This window comes from Pseudomonadota bacterium (assembly GCA_039028155.1).
In the GTDB taxonomy this organism is placed as follows: domain Bacteria; phylum Pseudomonadota; class Alphaproteobacteria; order SP197; family SP197; genus JANQGO01.
Genome location: JBCCIS010000003.1, coordinates 1 through 22,120 on the forward strand (window position 1 = coordinate 1; position 22,120 = coordinate 22,120).

Annotated in this window: 25 protein-coding genes; 12 read left to right on the forward strand and 13 right to left on the reverse strand. The window is 62.9% G+C overall.

All coding sequences use genetic code 11. From position 1 onward, the window contains the following. From AAF563_02200 to AAF563_02210, 3 genes are all read right to left on the reverse strand, one after another. Positions 1–876, reverse strand: an 876-nt coding sequence (locus AAF563_02200) for a hypothetical protein (GenBank protein MEM7120058.1), incomplete at its 3' end; no start/stop codon positions are given. A gap of 319 nt (positions 877–1,195) precedes the next feature. Beyond that, positions 1,196–2,293, reverse strand: coding sequence for a succinylglutamate desuccinylase/aspartoacylase family protein (locus AAF563_02205; GenBank protein ID MEM7120059.1), 1,098 nt, complete (start codon positions 2,291–2,293; stop codon positions 1,196–1,198). Between the two features lie 5 nt (positions 2,294–2,298). After that, entirely contained in the window at positions 2,299–3,438 is a 1,140-nt protein-coding gene (locus tag AAF563_02210) for a succinylglutamate desuccinylase/aspartoacylase family protein (GenBank protein MEM7120060.1), read from the reverse strand. 294 nt (positions 3,439–3,732) lie between these two features. Here AAF563_02210 and AAF563_02215 point away from each other — a divergent pair, with 294 nt between their 5' ends. The 3 genes from AAF563_02215 to AAF563_02225 all read left to right on the forward strand — a co-directional run bounded on the left by AAF563_02215 (position 3,733) and on the right by AAF563_02225 (position 6,006). Next, positions 3,733–4,212, forward strand: a complete 480-nt coding sequence (locus AAF563_02215) for a hypothetical protein (GenBank protein ID MEM7120061.1) — start codon at positions 3,733–3,735, stop codon at positions 4,210–4,212. A gap of 104 nt (positions 4,213–4,316) precedes the next feature. Then, positions 4,317–5,144, forward strand: a complete 828-nt coding sequence (locus AAF563_02220; GenBank protein ID MEM7120062.1) for an ectoine synthase — start codon at positions 4,317–4,319, stop codon at positions 5,142–5,144. Positions 5,145–5,175: 31 nt separating this feature from the next. Further along, positions 5,176–6,006, forward strand: coding sequence for an ectoine synthase (locus tag AAF563_02225; protein MEM7120063.1), 831 nt, complete (start codon positions 5,176–5,178; stop codon positions 6,004–6,006). 36 nt (positions 6,007–6,042) lie between these two features. Here the strand turns inward: AAF563_02225 and AAF563_02230 are convergent, their stop codons facing one another. The 8 genes from AAF563_02230 to AAF563_02265 form a co-directional block, all read right to left on the reverse strand. After that, a complete protein-coding gene (locus tag AAF563_02230; protein ID MEM7120064.1) occupies positions 6,043–7,053 on the reverse strand; it encodes a cytochrome d ubiquinol oxidase subunit II in 1,011 nt (336 codons plus the stop codon). Next, positions 7,050–8,456, reverse strand: coding sequence for a cytochrome ubiquinol oxidase subunit I (locus tag AAF563_02235; GenBank protein ID MEM7120065.1), 1,407 nt, complete (start codon positions 8,454–8,456; stop codon positions 7,050–7,052). Before AAF563_02235 ends, AAF563_02230 begins: the two co-directional genes overlap by 4 nt. Before the next feature lie 2 nt (positions 8,457–8,458). Next, positions 8,459–9,067 carry a GbsR/MarR family transcriptional regulator gene (locus AAF563_02240; protein ID MEM7120066.1) on the reverse strand — a complete coding sequence of 203 codons (609 nt, stop codon included), beginning with the start codon at positions 9,065–9,067 and terminating at the stop codon, positions 8,459–8,461. Between the two features lie 156 nt (positions 9,068–9,223). Then, positions 9,224–10,150 (reverse strand): DMT family transporter, encoded by a 927-nt coding sequence (locus AAF563_02245; GenBank protein ID MEM7120067.1) that lies wholly within the window; start codon positions 10,148–10,150, stop codon positions 9,224–9,226. A 1-nt stretch (position 10,151) separates the two neighbouring features. Next, positions 10,152–10,316 carry a hypothetical protein gene (locus tag AAF563_02250; protein ID MEM7120068.1) on the reverse strand — a complete coding sequence of 55 codons (165 nt, stop codon included), beginning with the start codon at positions 10,314–10,316 and terminating at the stop codon, positions 10,152–10,154. An 80-nt stretch (positions 10,317–10,396) separates the two neighbouring features. Continuing rightward, the gene (locus tag AAF563_02255; protein MEM7120069.1) at positions 10,397–11,515 is read right to left on the reverse strand and encodes an SPOR domain-containing protein; all 1,119 of its coding nucleotides are present in this window, start codon (positions 11,513–11,515) and stop codon (positions 10,397–10,399) included. A gap of 92 nt (positions 11,516–11,607) precedes the next feature. Beyond that, entirely contained in the window at positions 11,608–12,780 is a 1,173-nt protein-coding gene (locus AAF563_02260) for an aromatic ring-hydroxylating dioxygenase subunit alpha (GenBank protein MEM7120070.1), read from the reverse strand. Between the two features lie 2 nt (positions 12,781–12,782). Then, a complete protein-coding gene (locus AAF563_02265; GenBank protein ID MEM7120071.1) occupies positions 12,783–13,424 on the reverse strand; it encodes an HD domain-containing protein in 642 nt (213 codons plus the stop codon). Between the two features lie 111 nt (positions 13,425–13,535). Here AAF563_02265 and AAF563_02270 point away from each other — a divergent pair, with 111 nt between their 5' ends. The 3 genes from AAF563_02270 (at position 13,536) to AAF563_02280 (ending at position 16,692) form a co-directional block, all read left to right on the forward strand. Continuing rightward, positions 13,536–14,411 carry a LysR substrate-binding domain-containing protein gene (locus tag AAF563_02270; GenBank protein MEM7120072.1) on the forward strand — a complete coding sequence of 292 codons (876 nt, stop codon included), beginning with the start codon at positions 13,536–13,538 and terminating at the stop codon, positions 14,409–14,411. Between the two features lie 84 nt (positions 14,412–14,495). Then, positions 14,496–16,160: a hypothetical protein gene (locus AAF563_02275; GenBank protein ID MEM7120073.1), complete on the forward strand. Its 1,665-nt coding sequence runs from the start codon at positions 14,496–14,498 to the stop codon at positions 16,158–16,160. A 67-nt stretch (positions 16,161–16,227) separates the two neighbouring features. After that, on the forward strand, positions 16,228–16,692 hold the full coding sequence (locus tag AAF563_02280) for a hypothetical protein (GenBank protein MEM7120074.1): 465 nt from the start codon (positions 16,228–16,230) through the stop codon (positions 16,690–16,692). A gap of 27 nt (positions 16,693–16,719) precedes the next feature. On the opposite strand, the gene AAF563_02285 is transcribed toward AAF563_02280, so the two are convergent. Continuing rightward, positions 16,720–17,091 carry a metalloregulator ArsR/SmtB family transcription factor gene (locus tag AAF563_02285; protein ID MEM7120075.1) on the reverse strand — a complete coding sequence of 124 codons (372 nt, stop codon included), beginning with the start codon at positions 17,089–17,091 and terminating at the stop codon, positions 16,720–16,722. Positions 17,092–17,137: 46 nt separating this feature from the next. On the opposite strand from AAF563_02285, the gene AAF563_02290 reads away from it, so the two are divergent. The 3 genes from AAF563_02290 (at position 17,138) to AAF563_02300 (ending at position 19,360) form a co-directional block, all read left to right on the forward strand. Continuing rightward, positions 17,138–17,599 (forward strand): SRPBCC family protein, encoded by a 462-nt coding sequence (locus AAF563_02290; protein ID MEM7120076.1) that lies wholly within the window; start codon positions 17,138–17,140, stop codon positions 17,597–17,599. 132 nt (positions 17,600–17,731) lie between these two features. Further along, a complete protein-coding gene (locus AAF563_02295; protein ID MEM7120077.1) occupies positions 17,732–18,577 on the forward strand; it encodes a GFA family protein in 846 nt (281 codons plus the stop codon). A 51-nt stretch (positions 18,578–18,628) separates the two neighbouring features. Next, positions 18,629–19,360 (forward strand): sulfite exporter TauE/SafE family protein, encoded by a 732-nt coding sequence (locus AAF563_02300; GenBank protein MEM7120078.1) that lies wholly within the window; start codon positions 18,629–18,631, stop codon positions 19,358–19,360. Positions 19,361–19,374: 14 nt separating this feature from the next. Here AAF563_02300 and AAF563_02305 read toward each other — a convergent pair whose 3' ends face one another. Continuing rightward, positions 19,375–20,076 (reverse strand): glutathione S-transferase family protein, encoded by a 702-nt coding sequence (locus AAF563_02305; protein MEM7120079.1) that lies wholly within the window; start codon positions 20,074–20,076, stop codon positions 19,375–19,377. A 111-nt stretch (positions 20,077–20,187) separates the two neighbouring features. Between AAF563_02305 and AAF563_02310 the strand changes: the two genes are divergently transcribed. The 3 genes from AAF563_02310 to AAF563_02320 all read left to right on the forward strand — a co-directional run bounded on the left by AAF563_02310 (position 20,188) and on the right by AAF563_02320 (position 21,950). Continuing rightward, positions 20,188–20,517 carry a metalloregulator ArsR/SmtB family transcription factor gene (locus AAF563_02310; protein MEM7120080.1) on the forward strand — a complete coding sequence of 110 codons (330 nt, stop codon included), beginning with the start codon at positions 20,188–20,190 and terminating at the stop codon, positions 20,515–20,517. Positions 20,518–20,696: 179 nt separating this feature from the next. Next, positions 20,697–21,479 carry a GFA family protein gene (locus AAF563_02315; GenBank protein MEM7120081.1) on the forward strand — a complete coding sequence of 261 codons (783 nt, stop codon included), beginning with the start codon at positions 20,697–20,699 and terminating at the stop codon, positions 21,477–21,479. A gap of 111 nt (positions 21,480–21,590) precedes the next feature. Further along, a complete protein-coding gene (locus AAF563_02320) occupies positions 21,591–21,950 on the forward strand; it encodes a hypothetical protein (protein ID MEM7120082.1) in 360 nt (119 codons plus the stop codon). The last annotated feature ends 170 nt before the right edge of the window (positions 21,951–22,120 follow it).

Genomic DNA, 22,120 nt, shown 5'->3' on the forward strand with positions numbered 1-22,120 from the left:
CGAGCCGCCGTTCGAACCTCCGTTCGAACCTTCGTTCGAGGCGCCTTTCGAACCACCGTTCGAACCACCGTTCGAACCACCGTTCGAACCACCATTCGAGCCGCCATTCGAACCACCGTTCGAGCCGCCATTCGAACCACCGTTCGAACCGCCGTTCGAGCCGCCGTTGGAACCGCCGTTGGAACCGCCGTTCGAGCCGCCGTTGGAACCGCCGTTCGAGCCGCCGTTCGAGCCGCCGTTGGAACCGCCGTTCGAACCGCCGTTCGAACCGCCGTTGGAACCGCCGTTCGAGCCGCCATTCGAACCACCGTTGGAACCGCCGTTCGAACCGCCGTTGGAACCGCCGTTCGAGCCACCGTTCGAACCGCCGTTGGAACCGCCATTGGAACCACCGTTAGAACCGCCGTTGGAACCGCCATTCGAGCCGCCGTTCGAGCCGCCATTGGAACCGCCGTTCGAGCCGCCATTGGAACCGCCGTTGGAACCGCCATTCGAGCCGCCGTTCGAGCCGCCATTGGAACCGCCGCCGCCACTTGAGTTAGGCGTGGTGTCAGGGCTGACACGCGGACGGTTGAACGGATCGCCGACAGGATCGGGCGCAGCAGGCCCGGCTTCAGGTGCGATTTCCTGGAGCTGAATGCTCAGCTCTTCCAGATACGCGATGCACTGGCCGCCCTCCACTGCCGCCGAAAGCTCATCCGGCGTCATCGTCGAGCAGAACGCAAATGCTTGAGGCGACACCATCAACCGCCCATCATCGGCGGCCCGGCCCGACTCGACATTGGCCGCGACTGCGACGGCCACGAACCCGGCGCCGATGATCGCGGCGCGCGTCCAGGCGTAGCAGGCCAGCCTCTGTTGCTTGGTATGTTTCAAGGTACCATCCTCCGTTAAGGAATGTTGTTAGCGGTGATGGATACTAATCGACATTTTCTCAGTATTTCAGAATATAATGTATAATGGCAGCGAACCAATCGTAATGCTTCCGTGAGCAACAGCGAAATCTACATCTTTAGTAATAACCCAAAGAGAATTACTTACTCACAACGCATAGCTCTCACTCTCGAAGGGGCTGCTACCTTCGAAAAAACGGCCTCTCGAACGATAGGGCGCACTACACGATCGAGACTTAACTAGTTCTTTCGATAGTATAGTCTGGAGAGAAACGCGCCCGTTCGATCGGGTTTAACGGTGCCTATAACGGCGTATCCGAAGCGATCGCACAGATGTATTGGCCAGCCCGTGCGAATCGGTGACTGCGCCGGGCGTAAAGCAGCCCCGACTGCGGGGCGACAACGGGCGTTCTCCGGCGCGTCTGTGGATCAATCACGTGGCAGAACGCCTCGTCCGCCATGACGTGATCGCCGAGGTCGCGGTGATAGACGACAATCCCGCCGACCGGCGCCATGAGCCGCTTCAGCCCCCGGGTTGAGCGCGGCTCGGTCAACGCCTCGGGCAAGGGTCCGGGTTCGCCCAAGATGACGCCGCGGCGTTGCAGGTAGCGATAGAGGTTATCGGCATCCGGGCGGGTCAGATTATCATCCACATCGCGCTGGCCGCGCAGCTCCACCACGGCCGCCATGGCGCCGGGCGGGAGGGGCACTTCAGGAAACCGCTCGGCCAGCGCCTTCCAAACAAGCGCATGGGCAGACTTGAACGTCATCATGGCGTTGCCGCGGTCGACCAGCACGACCTCGGCCCGCATATGGCGGCTCAGGTCTTCGGCCTCGGGCCAGTTTACGTCGGTCACAAAGAGATGAAGCAACGCCTCCCACGCCGTGTGCAGGTCGAGCACGATGTCGGCATCGTGGGAAAGCCTGAGCAGTTCGCGCTTCAGCACCTCCGGTTCGCGCGCGACAGCCAGCGCGTCGAGCGCCTCGCCCATCGCCCGGCGAACCAGCGCGACATTGGCTTGCGCGTCATCGCCCAGCGCGCCGGCGACCCGTTCGGCAACCGCATCGGTCAGGTTAGGAAAACCGCGGTTATAGTTGCGGCCCGTGGCCAGGTCATAGCGGCCCTGGCTTTCCATCATGATCTGCTGGGCCAGACCAATCGGGTTGGCGAACGGCACGACGACGATCTCGCCTGCGATGCGCTTTTCCTTGTCGGCCGCCTCCAAGCGGCTCAGCAGATGCTCCAGAACAACAATGCCCGGGAGCTCGGCAGCATGCAGCGCGGCGTGAAGATAGGCTTTGGGACGGGCGCCACGGTGACCGAAACGGTGCACCGTCAAGGTGCGTTCGGTACCGAGTGAGGGCGAGCCGAGGGCCAGGGCCTCAACCTGATGCGCCATCGCGTTCAGTAATCGATATACGGCAGGTCGGGCTCCGGCAGAGGTTCCGGGCCGGCGATTGAGGCGAAACTCTGCCCCGGTCGCACCAACATGGAGAGATTGCGGCCAAACATCACGCCGTCGGTGCGGCTCCTGACCGGCGTGCGCGCCTTATCGAAGTCCGCCTCCGATGGGTCGACGACCCAGGCGACGACGTCGTCCTTGTTGATGCGCGCACCAAGCGCGACGGCGTATGACAACACGCCAGCGCAAGGCGCGACCGCGTTGTCGACGCCCTCCAGGGGCGTCGGCGCGCCAACCGGTTCGGGCGGCTGACCGGGGTCGCCGGCGATAGCGCCATGGCGTTGCAGAAACCGCCACAGGCCGCGTGCGTCACTCTCCGCCAGGGCCTCGTCGACGTCCGGCTGTCCCCGCAGTTCCAACGTCGTCGTGAAGGGCGCGTTCGGGATCGCCCGCTCCGGGAATAGCTCGCGCAGCCGATGCCAGAAGACCGCCGACGCGATATCGAAGTTGGTGCCTTCGTCGGTGGGGAATAGCAGGATGACCTTGCAGCCCAGCTCAGCCGCCAGATCCGCGTGGGTCTCCCAGTAGTCGACCGGAAAGTAGATGTACTGCACCGCCTGACCGTGACAATGCAGGTCAAGGATGTAGTCGGCATCGATACTCAGGGCCAGCAACGCCTTGCGCAACACGTTCGCCTCGCCCTCGGCGCGCCAATCGTCAACGGCCGCAATGGCGGCATCGTGGATCAGCTGACGGTTCTCCTCGATGTCGTCGCCAAGAGCGTTGCCGACACGTCCGACGATGCGGTCGGTCAGGTCGGGATACCAACGATTGAAGTTGCCGTCGCCGTCCAGATCGTAGCGACCCAGATGGTAACCATAGATCTGCGACGCCAGGCCGACCGGATTGGCGTACGGCAAGACAACGATCTCACCGTTAACCTCTCCCCTGTCGTCAGCGTCCTTGAACCAGCCGAGCATGCGGTTCAGCACCAGCGTTCCGGGCAGTTCATCAGCGTGGAGCGCCGCGTGCAGATAGACCTTCGGACGCGCGCCGGGGTTGCCGAATCGATGCACCGTCAACGCTCGTTTGGTGCCTGGTCCCGGCGACATCAAAGGGATCGTCTCAATCGAATGGGGCATGGATGAAGGACTCTGGCGTGGCCGGAAGAGCCCCCTTGTCGGCAACCGCGAGGGTCGAGTCAAGCCGCGCGAAGTCACGGATTCCAAGCTCGACGGCCCTGCGCCTCCCTCAAACGGGTTATCACTTTTGTAGAAGATCCTCAACATACCTCTTTGTCGTTTACGACTCATCCATTGGATAGGAGTAAAATAGCCGCACAACAAAAAGGTAAACGGAGCGGCACCATGGTACCGAGTCCGAGAAAACGACACACCCGATTGATACTCACGCTGCCGCTACTATTGGCGGCCTTGATGTTTTCTGGTCCAGCCAACAGCGAGACCTATGGCACTTCTGGTGACTGGATCATTAATGTTAACGATCATGGCAGTTGTGTTTTAAGCCGTTATGTCGGTGACCAGTTCTATGCCATCGGCGCCGAATGGGATCAGACCGCCCAGCAGTTCTACTGGACGGTGCTGTTCTATTCGCCGGAGCTGGGTGGCCTGCCGCCCGGCGGCCAGTATCCGGTCGACCTCAAGGTCAAGGATGCGCCATGGCAGATGGGCAGCACGGCAGAGATCATCAGCAGCCAGGACGTTTCCTATGTCCGGGTCGAGATCCACGACTACGATTTCGGCACGGCCTTCCGCGAGGGCTCGGTCTTTACGGTCGGCGCCGCGCGCAAGGACTATCATCTGCCCCTCGACGGTTCGGCCGCGGCCCAGGACGTCTATGTCGGCTGCTTCCTGAACAGCTTCGTTCAGCCGACCGCACAGAACCCGTTCGAGTAGGTTCAACTCACTAGGCCGTCCCCGGCGCGAAACGCGCACGGGGCCTTGCTGCGGGAGAGGCATCCTGATCCAATGCCTCTCCCATCAGCATGGCGGGGATCGGCATGTTCGCGAAGACACTGGACGGGTTGCGCGACGCGGGCGCCGAAAAAGTGCTGGGCGGCGGCAAGGTGCGTTCGACACGGTTCCTGACGGCGACCGACGGCATGGGCTTCGCCCTATCGGATGTCCGGCTCGAGACCGGCCATGAACAGGACCTCTGGTACAAGAACCACTGGGAAGCCAACTACGTCGTCGCAGGCTCCGGCCACGTCGAGGAAACCGGCACCGGCCAGACCTGGCCGCTTGAAACCGGCGTGATCTACACGGTCGGACCGAAGGACCGGCACCGTGTTGTCGCCACCAGCGACGTGCACATCATCAGCATTTTCGATCCGCCGATCACGGGCAATGAGGCGCACGATGCCGACGGGTCCTATGCGCCCAGCGGGCCGGTGCCGGCGGGCCGCGAGGCGATGTTCGTCAAAACGCTTGGCGAGCTTCGCGCGGCCGACAAGGAGATGGTCGTCGCCGGCGGCTCGGCGCGCACCGTGCGCATCTTGCTGCAAGAAGACGGCCTGGGCTTCAGCCTGTCCGACGTCAACCTGGCCGCCGGCAACCGCAACACGCTTTGGTACAAGAACCATTGGGAAGCCAACTACATTCTCGATGGGCGCGGCGAGGTCACGGACCTCACCACCGGCGAGAGCTGGTCGATGGCGCCAGGCATGATGTACTGCGTCGGTCCCGACGACCGCCACAGCATGTTTGCCGAGACCGATCTGCACCTGATCAGCGTCTTCTGTCCGGCGCTGAAGGGTGACGAGGTCCACGACGCCGAGGGCACGCTGGCGCCTTCCGGACCGGTACCGCCGGGCCCGGCCACGGCATAGATAGACCAACACAAGCAACGGGGAGACATCGATGCTGATACGCACCATGGACGATATGGAAAAGGCCGGCCGGATCGTTTCGATCTCCCATGGCCGCGCGACCGCGGTCCGGCCGCTGACCAAGTCGGACGGCATGGGCTTCAGCGTCTCGGAGGCGCGCGGGCGCGCCGGCAGCGGCAGCGATCTCTGGTACAAGAACCACTGGGAAGCCAACTACGTGCGCTCCGGCCGCGGCTGGGTCCAAGACCTGACCAGCGGCCAGAAGTGGGATCTGGAACCGGGCATGATGTACATCGTCGGCCCGAAGGACCGCCATCACATCCAAAGCAGTGACGAAGAAGCGATCAGGGTCATCAGCACCTTCAACCCGCCGATTGAAGGCGACGAGACCCACGATGACGATGGCGCCTATCCGCCGACCGGCGACATCCCGGAGGGACCCGGGCGCATGCTGGTCAGAAGCCGCGATGACGTGGCGGCCCAGGGCCTTGCCTTCTCACGCGCCGACGGCGCCAGCCGGATCGCGCGTTTCGTCACCGCCGGCGACAAGCTGGGCTTCGCCATCAGCGAGGTCCGTTTCAAACAGGGCCGCGAGGCCGACCTTTGGTACAAGAACCACTGGGAAGCGAACCTGGTGCTGGACGGCACCTTCGAAGTGACCGAGCGCAACACCGGCGATGTCCACACGATGGGGCCAGGCGCGCTCTATTGCGTTGGACCGAACGATCCCCATCACATCAAGGCGGTCACCGACGTCCGCCTGATCAGCGTCTTCAACCCGCCGCTCGAGGGCCACGAGACCCATGACGAGGACGGCGCCTATCCGCCCACCGGTCCGCTGCCGCCAGGTCCAACCGGCTAGCGCACAGCCATTCTAGTGGGCTGGCGCCGGCGACGTTCAGTCGTAACGCAAATCGGCGGCCTTGCCGCGGAACGTCGTATAGGCCAGCACGGTGTAACCGGCGATCATCGGCAGCACGACGAGCGCGCCGATCAGAATGATGAAGAGACTCTCCGGTGCGCTCGCCGCGTCGTAGATGGTCAGACGCTCGGGCACGACATAGGGATAGAAGGAATAGGCGAGGCCCGCGAAGGCCAGAACGAACAGAAATGTCGTCGCCGCGAACGGGATCCAGCACCACCTGTCCTCGGCATCCGGCAGGTGGCGCAATGATATCCAGATCACGCCCAACAGCACGATGGAGACGATCGGCAGCGGCGCCAGAACGAAGATTTCCGGCACCGCGAACCACTTTTCGAAGATGCGCGGGCTAACCAGGGGGCTGGCCAGCGAGACCGCGCCAATACCGGCCAGCACGCCCCATTGGCCACGCTGAGCCCAGGCGACGGCTTTCTTCTGCAGATCGCCCTCCGTCTTGATCATCAGCCAGGCCGATCCGATGAAGGCGTAGCCGACGGTCAGGCAGACCGCCGTCAGCAGGGCGAAGGCGACATTGGGCCACGTCCACTCCAGGCCCATGATGTAGAGGCCCAGCATGAAACCCTGGCACAGCGCCGTCATCAGCGAGCCGGCGAAGAAAGCGCTATTCCACCACGGCTTGTGGCTGGCCGGCGCCTTGGCGCGAAACTCGAAGGCGACGCCACGCAGGATCAGGCCCAGCAGCATCAGCGCGACGGGCATGTAGAACGCGGTCAAGATCACCCCGTGGGCCCAGGGAAAGGCGACCAGCAGCAGGCCGACGGCCAGCACCAGCCAGGTTTCGTTGGCATCCCAGAACGGGCCGATGGAGGCGATCATGCGGTCCTTTTCCGCAGGGCTCGCGAACGGGATCAGGACACCGACGCCCAGATCGAAACCGTCCAGGACGACGTAAATCAGGATCGACACACCCATCAGTGTGGCAAAGGCGATGGGCAGCCAGATCGTGGGATCGCCGAACAGGGTCATGGCCGCGCCTCCCCGGGCGTGATCATGGCGACAGGCGCGCTGCCAGAGCGCGGTTGCTCCGGCCCCGCGACGGCGCCCGGCGCCGCCGCCCTGTGCGCCAGGTACAACAGAACGCCGACATAGGCGGTAATCAGCACCGCATAAGTGATGAGGTAAAGGGTCAAGCTGGTGCCGACCATGGTGGCCGGCACGTCACCGACCGCGTCGGCGGTCTTCAGGACCCCGCTCACCAACCACGGCTGTCGGCCGATCTCGGTGGTGTACCAACCGGCGAGCGTCGCCAGCCAGCCGGAGAAGGTCATGGCGGCCAGTACGCGCAACGTCCAACGTCCAGCAAAGCCGTCAACGCCGGCCTCGCGCCGGTAGAGCATCCAGGCCGCCGTCCACGACACGAGCAGCATCAGGACCCCGACGCCGACCATGATCCGGAACGACCAGAAGACGGGTGCGACCGGCGGATGCAGCACCTGGCCATCGGCGGTCACGAACTGATCGAGTCCGGGGACGACGCCATCGAAGCTATGCGTCAGAATCAGCGACGCGCCGCTCGGTATCCCGACTTCATAGAGATTGCTTTGGGTTGCCTCGTCGGGCCAGGCGAACAGCAGCAGCGGCACGTGGGTGCCGGTTTCCCAGTTGGCCTCCATTGCCGCGATCTTGGCCGGCTGATGCTCCAAGGTGTTCAGGCCGTGCATGTCGCCGACGAACATCTGAATTGGAATCAGGACCGCGCCCAAGGTGACGCCGGTCTTAAGCGCCGTCATCGCGCCGGCGGAGCGGTCGCCGAAGAGCAGCCGAAACGCCGACAGCCCGGCGACCAGGAAGGACGCCGTCAGACCGCTGGCCAACAGCATGTGGGTTAGCCGATAGGGCATCGACGGGTTGAAGACGATCGCCACCCAGTCGGTCGCGTGGGCGATACCGTCGCGCATCTCATAACCGACCGGCGTATGCATCCACGAGTTCAGCACCAGGATCCAGAACGCGCTCAACGTCGTGCCGACGGCGACCAACACGGTCGCCAGCGTATGCAGCCAGCCGGGCACCCGTGAATAACCGAATAGCATGATGCCCAGGAACACAGCCTCCAGGAAAAACGCGGTCAGCACCTCATAGGCCAACAAGGGGCCTGCGATATTGCCGACCCTTTCCATGAAGCCCGGCCAGTTGGTGCCGAACTGAAAGCTCATGGTGATGCCGGAGACGACACCCATGGCAAACGACAGCGCGAACACCTTCACCCAGAAACGATAGGCATCCATCCACTTGATGTCGCCGGAGGCGTTGAAGCGCAGCTTGAAGAACAGCAGCACCCATCCGAGCGCGATGGTGATGGTTGGAAACAAAATGTGGAACGATATGTTCGCGCCGAACTGAATGCGCGACAGCATCAGGGCGTCCATGGTCAGCTCTCTTCCACTGCTTGTTGAACAGAGCTTCCCTTATGTTTGCCGTCGCGCTTTTTGCGCGCGGTCAACGGCACGACTCTTTCGGTCGTCTCGACGAACTTCAAAACCTTGCTGCCCAGCGCCAGCAACTGGATCAACCGGTCGGTCTCCAGTCGGTCCATGTCGTCATACCAGTCGCTGAGCAATTCGATGAGCTGGCCCAACTCGCCGATCCGGTTGTGCGCGTGGACCTCCTCCGGCGACGAAGGTTTCTGCATCTCCAATTCGCGCAGTTTGCTCAGCGTCGGGTCGATCTCGCGCCGCTTGCGCTCGGAGACCAGGATGCGGACGATCTCCCAAAGATCCTCGGGCGTGGAGAAGTGGTCGCGCCGGTCCTCAGGCAAATGGGTCAGGCGCACCAGGTTCCAGGCCCGCAACTCCTTCAGCCCGATCGAGACGTTCGAACGCGACAGGCCCAGCTGCTCGACGATGTCTTCGGCATTAAGCGGGCGCTCGCTCAAAAACAGCAGGGCATAGATCTGGCCGACCGTGCGGTTGATGCCCCAGCGCGAGCCCATTTCGCCGAAATGGAGCACGAACTCCTGGTGAAGCGGGGCCAGCTGCATGGATGCCATTCCCTCGATTTCGAAAAAGTCTGAAATGCATATATGCCAGCCACGGCCGAAATCAAAGTCACATTCGTAGAGAAAGATAATCCGATGTTATTAAAGGGTTATTGGCGACGAAATGATTGATCAGCCGCCGGCGGTTCGGTGCGGGATTCAGCCTTCCGCGTTCTTTTCGCGCGCCAGGAAGATCGACAGGCCGAGCAGCACGACCGCGAGCCAGATCCAGGCGTTGTGTTGCTCGCCGAATAGGATCATGCCCCACAAAACGCCCGCGACAATGCTGACGAAACTTGTCAGAGAGACGAAGACCGCGCCCGCCAGCCGGACGATCTCGAAGTAGAGGTAGATCTCGATCAGGGCCAGCGCCGCCATCACGAAAACCGTCCAGGTTCCCGGCGACCAGGCGCCCAACACGACGACCGAGCGATCGCCGACCAGGTAGATGGGCAACACGATTGCCGTCGCAATCAACACCTCGCCAAATGCGACCTGCCAGGAGTCCGAACCGTCCGGCCAGTCATAGGCGACGTAGTTGTGATAGGTCGCGTAGACGACCGGGATCAGAAACGCGATCAAGACCCAGGTCAGCATCGATGGTTGGGGGATGGCCGTACCCGGTACCAGGACGACCGCTGCCGCCACCAAACCGACGGCAACCGCCGCCATGCGCCGGCGTGATACCGTTTCGACCTTTGCCACGATGGCAATCAATGATGTGAAGACCGGTGATGTCGACGCGATGATGGCGAGCAGACCAGCGGGGATCTCCTCGGCGACAAAGAGACTCAGCGGAAACTCGATCAGGTAACCAAGCGCCGCGCAGACAAGATAGAAGCGCAGATGACGCCCGGTGAACCGTGGCCAACGCCGGCGCAGCGCAGCAACCACCGTCATGCCGATGACGACCCCGCTTGTCGTGAGCGCGATGATGCCGAGATAGGAGAGCGACGACTCCGCCGCGATCTTGAAGAGCGAGAAATGCCCGCCCCACGACAAACCGAGCACCAGCAGCAGGAAGACCGGCCATAGCCGCGCCAGGCCAGTACCCTGCACCGCCGCAGGTTTGCCGGACGGTGTCACGTCATGTGCCGCCGCGCTGCCGCGGCGTCTCGATCACAACGTGCTTGGGATCAGCGTCTCGTTTGCCGCCACGCGCGACCCGTGGCGAACCGTCGTGGCGCGGCGCGGTGTGCAGCCGCGCGATGTCCAGCAGGAAAGGCAACACACCATGTCCATGTATGGCCATCACGAAACCCTCCTCGGCAATTAAGAAAGCGATTCGTTTCTAAATTGCGCCTCTTGGGTTTCGATGGCAAGCCCTATCGCTTAGGGACCGAACAGAAAACAGTCGGCGTCGCGGGTTCGCAGCACCGCGCATATGGCTTCGGCCTCATCCCGGTCGGGCAGCGGCCCGGCCTGCAGGCCATAGATCAGCGCCGGTTCGCTGCCGGTTTCCAGCGGTTGGACGCGATAGGGAAGATCGCCGAGCAGATCGGGGAACCGCTGGCCAAGATCCTGCCAGGCCGATTCCGCGCGCCCAGCATCTTGATAGGCGGCAAGTTGGATGAATGGCCAATCACCGGCGGTCGCCGCAACGGGAACAAGGGGTTCGTCGCCATCGTCCGCCGTCGCCCCCGTGACACTGGCCACGACAGTCTCCTCGGCCTCAAGCGGCGCCGGCGGTTCATCGGCAAGGGCGACCGTCACCTCATCCGATGGCCTGGCGCGCGGCAAGGGCGCGATCGGCGCGGTATCCGTCGCGGTCACCGTCGTCTGGGGCAGCGGCAATCCCGCCAGCCGTTCCGCAGCGAGGTCGACACCCGCAGCGGCGGCCAGACCATAGAGCCTCCGCGCTTCGCTCACGTTCACAGACGTACCCAACCCCTTCTCATAAGCGTAGCCGGCCGAAAACTGCGCCGAGGCATTGCCGGCGTTAGCCGCGCTCAGAAAAAGGCGAAAGGCGCGTTCGGGATCGGGCTCGACACCCTCGCCCAGGTGATAGGCGATGCCCATGTTCAGTTGCGCGTTGGGCAGACCTTGCGCGGCCGCTTCGCTCCACCAGAAGAGCGCCTGGGAAACATCGCGCTCGACGCCACGGCCCTGTTGATAGAGGTTGCCCAGGTTGAATTGCGCGACCGGATGGCCGGCTTCAGCAGCCTTCTGGTACCACGTCGCCGCCAGCGCATCGTCCTTCAGAACGCCGCGGCCGTTCTCATAGAGAATGCCAAGCGCCAGTTGCGCGCCGGGCATGCCGCTTTCGGCCAGCGGTTGCCACTCGGCCAGCGCGGTATCGAAATCGCCGGCCTCGTAAGCCGCCGCACCGGCCGCGAAATCGGCGTGTGCCGTTTGCGGTGCGCTCGCGACAACAAGCAGCAGCCCGCCAAAGAGCGATCCAGCCAGGGCGACGACGCAACGCCTCGCGCGCAAAAAACGGCACGGTTTCATGGTCCTAACGTAGCGCAGCCATCCCGGCGCGACCAATCCCCCGGCCGGTGTCGGCGCTCACACTCCGTCAAGAAAGCCGGCAGGCCAGCCGATCAAGCCGCCAGAAGACGCCCCGCGTACCACGTGGCGAACGTCGCCACATTGGGTTCCATCAGCACCGAGAAGCGCCCGGGCTGCGCGAACGGCGAGGAGATGCCGTTCTGCTGGTTCACCAGCGCAGGCACGTCTTCGGCCAAGGCGGCGTCGAGCCGAATGTAGTACTGCTCGGCCTTGTCTTCGAAATCGGGCAGCGCCATCGTCTCTTTCGGAAAACAGATTGACTGGATGATGCGGCAGCGTTCGGGACCGTCAGGATAGGCTTCATAGACCCACAGCGCGTCCGTGCCGGCGGCAAAGGTCAGGTTCGGGAAAAGCCACGTGTAGCGCACTCCGTTCGCTGCTTTGCCCGTCAGGCCGGGGATCTTCGGCAGTGCATACTGCTGCTGGCTTTCCAGCAAACCGCCGGTGCCTTCGGTGACACCGTACTGGGTCGCGTAGTCGCCCGTGACCGGATCGGCTGGCGCCGGCGGGTCGTAGAGGTCGCTCAATGAGTCCGGATGCACATACGGCAGATGGTAGTACTCGTTGAAGACCTCCAGGAATGCCTTCCAGTTACAGTCGACATGAAGCTCGCGCCGGCGCGTCAACACCAGATCGCCGATCGGCCACGGCGCGTGCATGGCAACGAAGTCGCCGATCTGCTCGTCGAGATCAGGCGCCTCAGGGTCTAAACAGACAAACAGGAAACCCGCCCGTACCTCGGTCGGAAACGCGATCAGGCCGTAGTCCGACTTATCGAACGATGCGGTCTGATCCATGTGCGGACCGCCAATCATTTCGCCGGTCAGGCGGTAGGTCCAGCAATGAAAGGGGCAGCGAATCAGGTCGGTCGTCCCCTCGCCCGCCAACAGCTGGGCGCCGCGATGCCGGCACGTGTTGGCGAACGCGCGGACGTCACCCTTTTTGTCGCGAAGCACGATCAACGGCACATCCGCGATCGTCATCGTCACGTAGTCACCGGGCTGACGCACCATGTCGGCGCGCCCGATCGAGAGCCAGCCGCGCCGGAACACCGACGGCCTCTCGCGCACCATGACGTCGGCGTCGTGATAACACACCGGCGGCAGGCTATCGGCCTCCGCGACCGGCGCCATGCAGCGCGCAAGTGCCTGATCCAACGGCGAAGCAAGGTTGGGATTGGCGGCTGGCACCGCGGCGACGGCCATGATCAGACCGCCACGTCAACGTGTCCGGACTCGCGCTGCAACGCGACATCCGGCACCACCAGCGGCTCGCGCGCGCCTGGCCGCATCACCGCCTCGTCGAAGGTCTTGCGCGCAAAGACCTCCAGCACCAGCGGCTCAAAGAAGTCGAGCGACAGCGTCGCGTAACCGGGATCGAAACTCGCCTGGTCCCAACGCTCGCAGAACGCCGCGCAGTCGTCGAAATAGGGATGGCCGCGGTGCACTTCCCGGCCGTTCGGTCTCTCGCCCAACTTGTCGGCGTAGTAGATCTTCTGGAACACGCCATGATGCTCGACGGTCCAGACACACTGTTCGCGGATATAGGGTTTCAGGATCGTTGCCGCATACTCGCCGTGCATATAGGGCGCATAGAGATCGCCGATGTCATGCAGCAGCGCGGCGACCACCCAGTCGATATCGGCACCGTCGTACCAGGCCCGTGTCGCGGACTGCAATGAATGGCCCAACCGCGAAATCTGATAACCGGAATAGCCTTCCGCAAGACCGGCCATCGCATCGATCAGTCTCTGGCCGGTCTCGGCCGCGTAGGTGATCTCGTGCTCGCGCAGAAAGGTGTAGTCCTCGACGTCGCCGTCGGTCATCTGAGTGAACTTCACATGCTCCATGGGGCCCATCTCCCGTGTCGTCCAGTGGACTTTGCGGCGCATCGCCGTCCTGGACAAACAGAAAGTTTGAAGTCATATGTATTAGTCTAACTTATCAATCCATCAGTTGCGATGGCCACACCTCTGCCGCCATTTACCTGGCTCCGCGCCTTCGAGAGCGCCGCGCGGCTGTTGAGCTTCACCGGCGCGGCGGATGAGCTGAACGTCACCCAATCGGCGGTCAGCCAACACATCCGCTCGCTGGAAGACCGCATCGGCAAGCCCCTTTTTGTCCGCAAGGCGCGCGGCCTCGTGCTGACCGATGACGGCCGGCGCCTTCTGCCTTACGTCACGGCGGCGGTGTCGGAGCTGTCGTCGGGCCTCTCGGTCGTCGCGCCCGACGCACCCGAGACCGTTTTGCATGTCGCCGCCAGCATCAGCTTTGCCCAGTTGTGGCTGGCGCCGCGCCTGCCGGATTTTCAGCGCGAGTATCCAAAGCTCGGCCTGCGCATCGTGAGCGCGTTGTGGTCCGACGACTACCTGCACACGCGCGCCGATGTCGAACTCAGATACGGCACGAAGGAAATGGTTGGCGCCGATGCTGTCCAGCTGGTCGACGATCATGTCGTCCTCTACAGCACGCCGACGATGGCCGCGGCGATCGACACATGGGACGACCTGGTCGCGGCACCCTTGATCCACACGGTCGGCACGTCTGATACTTGGCAGACCTGGACCCAGCACCTGGGCCTCAAACCGCCCGCCACCTTCTCTCATTCGGTCGACTCCTATGTCTTATCCATGGAACTCGCCCGCTGCGGCGCTGGCGTGGCGCTCGGCAGCCGATTTCTGGGCGAGCGGTTGATCGCGAACGGCGATGTCGCCATACCGCTCGATCTTTCCGCGCCCGCGCGCGAGAACCACCACATCACCATCAATGCCGGCTCGGCGCTGCGCCGCCACGCCGAGACGTTCCGTGACTGGGTCCTCGATCGGATCGAACAATAGGTCACTCCCGCAGGCATTGGACGACGACGCTCGGCGGAGTATCGTTCGATCTCGGCCATCGAGCGCCATCGGGGGAGAACGATCATGAAGGACGGTTACTACGACCTGGGCGACCACAGTTTCGCCATCACCACGGGCTCTGCGGAGGCGCAGACCTGGTTCGATCGCGGCCTCATGTGGTGCTACGGCTTCAACCATGGTGAGGCCGTCGCGTGCTTCCAGAAGGCGCTCAACGCCGATCCCGATTGCGCGATGGCGCACTGGGGCGTCGCCTATGCGCTTGGCCCCAACTACAACAAGGCGTGGGAAGCCTTCGACGACGTCGAGCTTAAGTCCGCCTTGGCGGACGCCTATGAGGCGACGCTGAAGGCGACCGCGCTGGCCGACAAGGTGACCGACATGGAGGCGGCGCTGATCCGCGCGCTGCCGTCGCGTTACCCCACCGCGACACCTTGCGACGACCCAACACCCTGGATCGAGGAGTTCGCCAACCGGATGTACGATATCTGGCGCAGCTTCCCGAACGATCCCGATATCGCGACGCTCGCCGCCGACGCGATCATGAATCGCACGCCCTGGGCGCTGTGGGATCTGAAGACCGGCGAGATCGCCGAGGGCGCGCGCACCGCCGACTGCATGGAGATCCTGGAACTCGCCATGGAGCGCATCGAAAGCGAGAACCTGCCGCGTCATCCCGGCTTGCTGCACATGTACATTCATCTGATGGAGATGTCGCCGACGCCGCAAAAGGCGCAGGTCGCCGCCGACCGCTTGCGCAATCTGGTACCCGATTCCGGGCATTTGCAGCATATGGCGACGCACATCGACGTTCTGTGCGGTCAGTATCAAGCGGTCGTCGACTCGAACCAGGCGGCCATCGACGCCGACACGCTGTTCCTGGAGCGCGAAGGCGCGTTCAACTTCTATTCGAACTACCGCGTCCACGACTACCACTTCAAAATCTACGGCGCGATGTTCCTGGGTCAGTCAAAGGTCGCGTTGGAAACCGCCGACAAGATGGTCGCGACCTTGCCGGAGGACGTCCTGCGCGTGGAGTCGCCGCCCATGGCCGACTGGCTCGAAGGTTTCGTGCCGATGAAGCAGCATGTCCTCATCCGCTTCGGCCTGTGGGACGACATCATCGCCCAGGAGCTGCCCGCCAATAAGGACCTCTATTGCGTCACCACCGCGTTGATGCACTACGCCAAGGCTGTGGCGCATGCGGCCTCCGGCGACGTGCCGTCGGCGGAAGGTGAAGCGGAGTTGTTTGATGAAGCGGTTAAGCGCGTTCCCGACACGCGCTATGTCTTCAACAACTCATGCCTGGATATCCTGGCCGTTGCGCGCGAGATGATGCTGGGCGAGATCGAGTACCGGCGCGGCAACCACGATGCCGCCTTCGCGCATTTGCGCAACTCCGTCGAGCTTGACGACAACCTGCCCTATGACGAGCCCTGGGGCTGGATGCAGCCGACCCGGCACGCACTGGCCGCACTTTTGATGGAGCAGGAGCGCATCGACGAAGCGGCGGAAGTCTACCGCGCCGACCTCGGCCTCGACGACACCCTGAGCCGCGCCTGCCAGCATCCCGACAACGTCTGGAGCCTGCACGGCTATCACGAATGCCTGCGCCGTCTGGGCCGCGACGAAGAAGCCAACATGATCAAGCAGCGCCTGGACCTCGCCGTCGCCCGCGCTGACGTGCCGATCAAGAGCTCCTGCTTCTGCCGCCTCAAACACGCGGCCTGAGCATGCGGGCGACATGACGGCACGGGGCACGAGGACGACGCGTTTGCCGCATATCTAAGGGCACGGGATGGCGAGAATTGTGATCAGGCTCGGTCTTGTAGGGCTGCTCGCCATCGCGATCGTGGCTCCGGCGCAAGCTGAGCTGTCTGACTGGAGACAGTGGGACGACTTGGCCGATGACGAGAAGACGGAGGACGCGATCGCCATTCGCTGTGCCGGACTGACTCAATCGATGCTGGTGTTTGAAGACGACGAGGCGATGAGCAGCCAAACGGGCGAGGCTCTTCAAGAGGGCGTCAATATGTTTACCGGGATGGCTCTCATCTTTCGGGGCATAGAAAACCCAGAAGCATCCCCGACGGAGACGCTCGAACAGATAAGGAGCGAGGTCGACGATCTGGCGGCGCGGTACATCGCGCGAATGGAGGACAACGTCGCACGGTCCGGCAAGGCCTTTGCCAGCGATGAATTGATCCTGTTTGACTTCGGACTGTGCCAGAGCCTCCTCGAAAACCTGGGGATGATCGAGTGAGGGTTGCCAATGTCAAGCGAGGCCGGGTCACCGCGAACGCGAGCGCGCCTTGACGAGGGGTTTCCTGCTGCCGGGCCGCCGCTCGATCTCTGTCTTCATGCGATCCAACAGATCCACGGCGTCGGTCGCGTAGGCGCCGATCCAGCGGTCGTGGATGTACTTGATCGGCAGCGCATTCAGGTAGTTCCAGCGTTGCCGACCGACGCGCCGGACGATGACGAGGTCGGCGTCTTCCAGCACACCCAGGTGCTGCATCACCGTGCAGCGGTCCAACCTATCGAACCGTTGGCATAGCTCGCCGGTCGTCTGAGGTTCGTCCCGCAATGCGTCGAGCAACGCGCGCCGTAGCGGCGACGCCAAAGCCTTGAAAACTCTGTCGTCCTGCGAGCTCGTTGACATGTTATAATATTATAACATAATGAATCCGTTCGCAAGGAGACCCACCATGGAGCTCAAGTTCGAGATTAGCGGCCGGATCAACAAACCGGTCGAGGAGGTGTTCGAGGCTGTCGCCAATCCCGACGAACTCTCCGGCTACTTCACGACCGGCGGCGCCCAGGGGCGGCTTGAGACCGGCGCCACCGTGTCATGGAAGTTCCACGACTTCCCGGAGACGATTCCGGTGACGGTCGTCGAAGTCGAACAGAACCGCCGTATCATCCTGCAATGGGAAGCCGACGACACGACCGGTGATCCCGACGGCCCTTACGACACCACGGTCACCATGCGCTTCGAGCCGCTTGAGGACGGCCGCACCCTCGTCTCGATTGCCGAAGAAGGTTGGCGCCGCAATGAAGCGGGCCTCAGGTCATCCTATGGCAATTGCAGCGGTTGGATGCAGATGCTGTGCGCCATGAAGGGTTACCTGGAGCATGGCGTCAATCTGCGCGAGGGCATGTTCCGTTAAGCGCCCTTCCCTGTCATCACGTCGCCGCGACCGCCCACCGGCAATCTGGAAGTTGACCGGTGGCTGCCATACGCTGGCCGTGCTCCATCGGAGCGCTCGCGCCGCGACACGTAACTGACAAGGAGAACCCAGATGATCACAGGAAGCTGTCTGTGCGGCGCCGTGCGCTGGCAGATCGACGGCGCGCTCAACGACATGTCCCACTGCCATTGCTCCATGTGCCGCAAGGCCCATGGCGCGCCCTTCGCCACCTATGCCAGTGGGGCGAGCGACGAGTTTCGGTGGACGTCCGGCGAGGAAATGCTGACACACTACGAGTCGTCGCCTGGCTTCATCAGGTCGTTTTGCAGACGCTGTGGGTCCGTGGTGCCCGATCCAGCCGATGGCGGGCAGGTCTTCGTTCCCGTAGGTAACGTGGACGACGACCCCGGCATTCGTCCGACATCGCATATCTTCGTCGAAACCAAAGCGCCATGGCATGTCATTGCCGATGCGCTCGATCGTCATGACGCCCACGCCAATCTCAGCGACGGCCCCAACATTGAACGCCCGGCCCAGGAACGCGAAACAGGCGGTGTCCTGCATGGCAGCTGTCTGTGCGGGGACATCGCGTACGAAGTGACCGAACCGATCACGACCGTCCACAACTGCCATTGCACGCGCTGCCAGAAGGGACGCGCCGCCGCCCACACGACCAACGGTTTCACGTCGGCGGACGGCGTCACCTTCGTGCGCGGCGAGGACAAGCTCGTGACCTACAAGCTGCCGGAGGCCAAGTCGTTCGCCCAGACGTTCTGTTCGCGCTGCGGCTCCGCCATGCCACGCGTCAACAAGGAAGCCGGTTACGCCGCGATCCCGTTCGGTTCGCTGGACGATGACCCAGGCCGTGGCGCCGACGACCACATCTACACGAGCTCCAAGGCCGTCTGGTACGACATCGAAGACGACCTGCCGCAATACGTCGCATTGCCGGACTGATCCGGCGGGACCATCCCGGCCGAAGCGCAGCGCTGCCAAGGTCGATTATCGATGACGGCACTCTTCACCAGCGAACTCTTGTGGGCGATCCCCGTCGTGCTCGTTGCCGGATTGATGCGCGGCTTTTCAGGGTTCGGCGGCGTCATGATCATGGCGCCGGGGCTGGGTGCGATCTACGGCCCGGCAGTGGCGGTGCCGGTGTGTTTGATGTTGGACCTCATCGTTTCCATTCCGTTTGCGCCAGCGGCCTCGCGCACCGCCCATTGGCGCTCGATCCTGGTGCTCGCGGGCGTGGCGGCGCTGGCGGTACCGTTCGGCGCCATGGTCCTGTTGATGACCGACGCCGACATCCTGCGCTGGACGATCTCCATCGCCGTTCTCGTCTTTGTCACCATCGCTGCCTTCGGCTGGCATTACGAAGGCCCGCCCAGCCGCATCGCCATGATCATCGCGGGCGCGGCAAGCGGATTGTTTACCGGCGCCTCGGGCATGGCCGGCCCACCGATCGTGTTCTATTTCCTCTCGGTGTTCCGCGACGCGCGGATCGTACGCGCCAGCTTGATCATGTATTTCGTGCTGATCGAAATCATCGCGCTGGCGATCCTTGGCGTCTCCGGCGCGATCTCCTGGAGCATGCTGGAGCTCGGACTCATACTGGCACCCGTCATTCTGCTAAGCGCCTGGGCTGGCGCCAGGATGTTTCCTCATGTCAGCCACGACAACTACCGCCTGGTTGCCCTGGCGGTCATCGCGGTCATCGCGGTAGGCAGTCTCGCCATTTGACCGCAGGTCATCGGCTAACAACAAGCATCGGTGGCGCATGCATCGGCGAACGTGCCGTTCTCGACCGCGCAACCGCGCCCAAGGAACGTTTGGTCGGACAGATAGAACGCGGCGAACGCGTCTTCAAAGTCAGGGGCGACTGACTTTTCGGCAAGACCTGTCGCCAGGATGCTGTCGCGCCAAGCCTTCAGATTCGGCCGGTCGCCGAGAAAGTCGAAACAAGTGCGCTGCCGGATGATGTCAGTGCGGTGAAGCAAGGTTAGCCAGGCGATATCCACCATACCCATGGTCTCGCCGCCAAAGAAGGGCGTGCCACCCACCTGCTTCTCGATCGTATCAAACGCCTTTCCAAGCTTGTCGGCCCGTTCCCGCAACACGTTCTCGCTGGGGCTGCGCTGGGCGCTGCACTGGACGAGATAGTTTTTGGTCGCCAGATAGCTCCAAGCGCGGTTGGCCGCCTTGGTTTCCAGAGGAATATCTGGTTCCAAGGCAGGATAGGCCTCGTCGATGTATTCGACGATGGCATCGGACTCAAACAGGACATCGCCGTCATCGGTGATCAGAATAGGGACCTGCCCGGTCGGCGAGATATCCAGGAACCACTGCGGTTTATCGCTGAGTTCGATGAACGCGACGTCATAATCCAGTCTCTTGGCCTCGAGCAACGCCGTAACACGCTGAACAAAGGGACAAATCTTGAAACTGACGATTTTCATGGCGGATGGTCCTCTCTTCCCAATTTGCGGCCTCTATGCATGACAAGCCTTGTCGGATCATTGCCGCTACACTATCGTTCTTTATCTCAACATTTCAAGAGTTATTGAACTATGAAAGAGCATCGAGCACTCGACATGCTCGCCGCGTTGTCCCAGGAGACGCGCCTACGGATCGTGCGGTATCTCGTCAAACGTGGCGAAAGCGGTGCGTCGGCCGGCGAGATCGGCAAGAAGGTCAAGGCCTCTTCCTCGCGCGCATCGTTTCATCTGGCGGCGCTGGAGCATGCGGGCGTGATTTCGTCTGAGCGCCAGTCGCGCAAGATCATCTACCGGGCGAACCTCAAGAAACTCGGCGATATGATCTCGTTCCTGCTGAACGACTGTTGCGACAACCACCCGGACATACGGGCATGCTGTGTCAGCAACGAGGACTGCTGCTGATCGCCCAGATCACTTGTCGCCACACTGTCCTTTAAGGCGTGACACACCTCGCCTAGAGTCTGTCCGAACTGTCCGGCCGCGCGGCAACGCTAACCTGGCCACCACGGAGGACGCTTATGCTCACCGGAACCTGTCTCTGCGGCGCCGTGCGTTGGCAAATCGACGGTGGTGTAGGTCGGATGACCCATTGTCACTGTTCTATGTGCCGCAAGGCCCACGGCGCGCCGTTCGGCACCTACACCGACGTCGAGGCAAAGGACTTTCGTTGGCTCTCCGGCGAAGACGCGATTGTTGTCTATGAGTCGTCGCCCGGCTTTGCGCGCGCGTTTTGCGGCCGCTGTGGATCGGTGACACCCGAACATGCCCAAGGCGACACATTCTATATCCCGGTCGGCGCGCTGAATGAGGACCCCGGCGTCAAGGCCGGCGCCCATATCTTTGCTTCCTCCAAGGCGCCCTGGCACATCATTGCTGGTGACCTGGAACAACACGACGGTTACCCAGACCCCGACGACGGCCCCAACATCCAACGCCCCGCACAGGAAAGTCCCACCGACGGCGTGCTGCATGGAAGCTGCCTGTGCGGCGACATCGCCTATGAGGTGACGACGCCGATTACCGCGGTCTACAACTGTCATTGCAACCGGTGCCAAAAAGCGCGCGCCGCCGCCCACACCACCAACGGTTTCACGTCGGCTGACGGCGTAACCTTTGTTCGCGGCGAGGACGAGCTTGTGACCTACAAGCCGCCGGACGCTAAACACTTCTCGCAGGTTTTCTGTTCGCGTTGCGGCTCACCGATGCCGCGCATCAGTAGAGAACGCAACGTGGCGGTCATTCCGTTCGGCTCCCTCGACGACGATCCCGGCCGCGGCGCCGATCAGCACATCTTCACCGACTCGAAGGCGTCCTGGTACGACATTGAGGACGACCTGCCGCAGTCCGTCGCGATGCCGGATTAGTCATCCGCCAAAGCGCAAACGTTCGTTCACCGAAACGTGCGCGCCCGTGTCTTGGTTTGGCGGGCCAGCGAAACGACCTCTGAGGAAACAGGACTCTTCAGGAGGGTTTCGATGAAAGTTCGCTCCATCATGGTCGGCCTTGTCGGCGCCATCGCGATGTTCCATGTCGCCGCGGCCGAGGCCCAGCAGAACAACCGCGCCTTCTCGTTCAATGGATCCGGCGGTGGTTCCGGCATCAGCTTCGGCGCACGCCAGGCCATCGTGAACCAGCAGGTCTTCGGCGTCCGACCGGATCAACTCGTCACCGGCCCCGGCGGCGTGCTGCTGAACGTCCAGCGCGGACCCGGCGGTTCGGCCATCGTCTCCACACTCGGCGGCACCATCATCCCCAGCTTTCGCGGCGGTTTCCGCGGCTCCGGCGGCTCGATCAACGCCTGGACCTCACAGTTGAACGGCTTGGGCCGCTTCTAGAACGCTATTTGCGCTCTAGCCGGTGCCGGCCCGCGCCCAAACCCCGCCCCCCCCCCGCGTATGCGGCCTGGGGTGGCGGGGTTTGGGCGCGGGCCGGCGATGCCAACTGATCCAACAAGTCTCCAGCCGGGGATCGTACGCCCACCGATTCCCGGTCTTTTGCGGCCCTC

Excerpts from the sequence above, each read along its gene's own strand:
- AAF563_02205 (MEM7120059.1), bottom strand. The coding sequence starts at position 2,293 with ATGGCGCATCAGGTTGAGGCCCTGGCCCTCGGCTCGCCCTCACTCGGT.
- AAF563_02210 (MEM7120060.1), bottom strand. The coding sequence starts at position 3,438 with ATGCCCCATTCGATTGAGACGATCCCTTTGATGTCGCCGGGACCAGGC.
- AAF563_02215 (MEM7120061.1), top strand. The coding sequence starts at position 3,733 with ATGTTTTCTGGTCCAGCCAACAGCGAGACCTATGGCACTTCTGGTGAC.
- AAF563_02220 (MEM7120062.1), top strand. The coding sequence starts at position 4,317 with ATGTTCGCGAAGACACTGGACGGGTTGCGCGACGCGGGCGCCGAAAAA.
- AAF563_02225 (MEM7120063.1), top strand. The coding sequence starts at position 5,176 with ATGCTGATACGCACCATGGACGATATGGAAAAGGCCGGCCGGATCGTT.
- AAF563_02230 (MEM7120064.1), bottom strand. The coding sequence starts at position 7,053 with ATGACCCTGTTCGGCGATCCCACGATCTGGCTGCCCATCGCCTTTGCC.
- AAF563_02235 (MEM7120065.1), bottom strand. The coding sequence starts at position 8,456 with ATGGACGCCCTGATGCTGTCGCGCATTCAGTTCGGCGCGAACATATCG.
- AAF563_02240 (MEM7120066.1), bottom strand. The coding sequence starts at position 9,067 with ATGCAGCTGGCCCCGCTTCACCAGGAGTTCGTGCTCCATTTCGGCGAA.
- AAF563_02250 (MEM7120068.1), bottom strand. The coding sequence starts at position 10,316 with ATGGCCATACATGGACATGGTGTGTTGCCTTTCCTGCTGGACATCGCG.
- AAF563_02255 (MEM7120069.1), bottom strand. The coding sequence starts at position 11,515 with ATGAAACCGTGCCGTTTTTTGCGCGCGAGGCGTTGCGTCGTCGCCCTG.
- AAF563_02260 (MEM7120070.1), bottom strand. The coding sequence starts at position 12,780 with ATGGCCGTCGCCGCGGTGCCAGCCGCCAATCCCAACCTTGCTTCGCCG.
- AAF563_02265 (MEM7120071.1), bottom strand. The coding sequence starts at position 13,424 with ATGGAGCATGTGAAGTTCACTCAGATGACCGACGGCGACGTCGAGGAC.
- AAF563_02270 (MEM7120072.1), top strand. The coding sequence starts at position 13,536 with ATGGCCACACCTCTGCCGCCATTTACCTGGCTCCGCGCCTTCGAGAGC.
- AAF563_02275 (MEM7120073.1), top strand. The coding sequence starts at position 14,496 with ATGAAGGACGGTTACTACGACCTGGGCGACCACAGTTTCGCCATCACC.
- AAF563_02280 (MEM7120074.1), top strand. The coding sequence starts at position 16,228 with ATGGCGAGAATTGTGATCAGGCTCGGTCTTGTAGGGCTGCTCGCCATC.
- AAF563_02285 (MEM7120075.1), bottom strand. The coding sequence starts at position 17,091 with ATGTCAACGAGCTCGCAGGACGACAGAGTTTTCAAGGCTTTGGCGTCG.
- AAF563_02290 (MEM7120076.1), top strand. The coding sequence starts at position 17,138 with ATGGAGCTCAAGTTCGAGATTAGCGGCCGGATCAACAAACCGGTCGAG.
- AAF563_02295 (MEM7120077.1), top strand. The coding sequence starts at position 17,732 with ATGATCACAGGAAGCTGTCTGTGCGGCGCCGTGCGCTGGCAGATCGAC.
- AAF563_02300 (MEM7120078.1), top strand. The coding sequence starts at position 18,629 with ATGACGGCACTCTTCACCAGCGAACTCTTGTGGGCGATCCCCGTCGTG.
- AAF563_02305 (MEM7120079.1), bottom strand. The coding sequence starts at position 20,076 with ATGAAAATCGTCAGTTTCAAGATTTGTCCCTTTGTTCAGCGTGTTACG.
- AAF563_02310 (MEM7120080.1), top strand. The coding sequence starts at position 20,188 with ATGAAAGAGCATCGAGCACTCGACATGCTCGCCGCGTTGTCCCAGGAG.
- AAF563_02315 (MEM7120081.1), top strand. The coding sequence starts at position 20,697 with ATGACCCATTGTCACTGTTCTATGTGCCGCAAGGCCCACGGCGCGCCG.
- AAF563_02320 (MEM7120082.1), top strand. The coding sequence starts at position 21,591 with ATGAAAGTTCGCTCCATCATGGTCGGCCTTGTCGGCGCCATCGCGATG.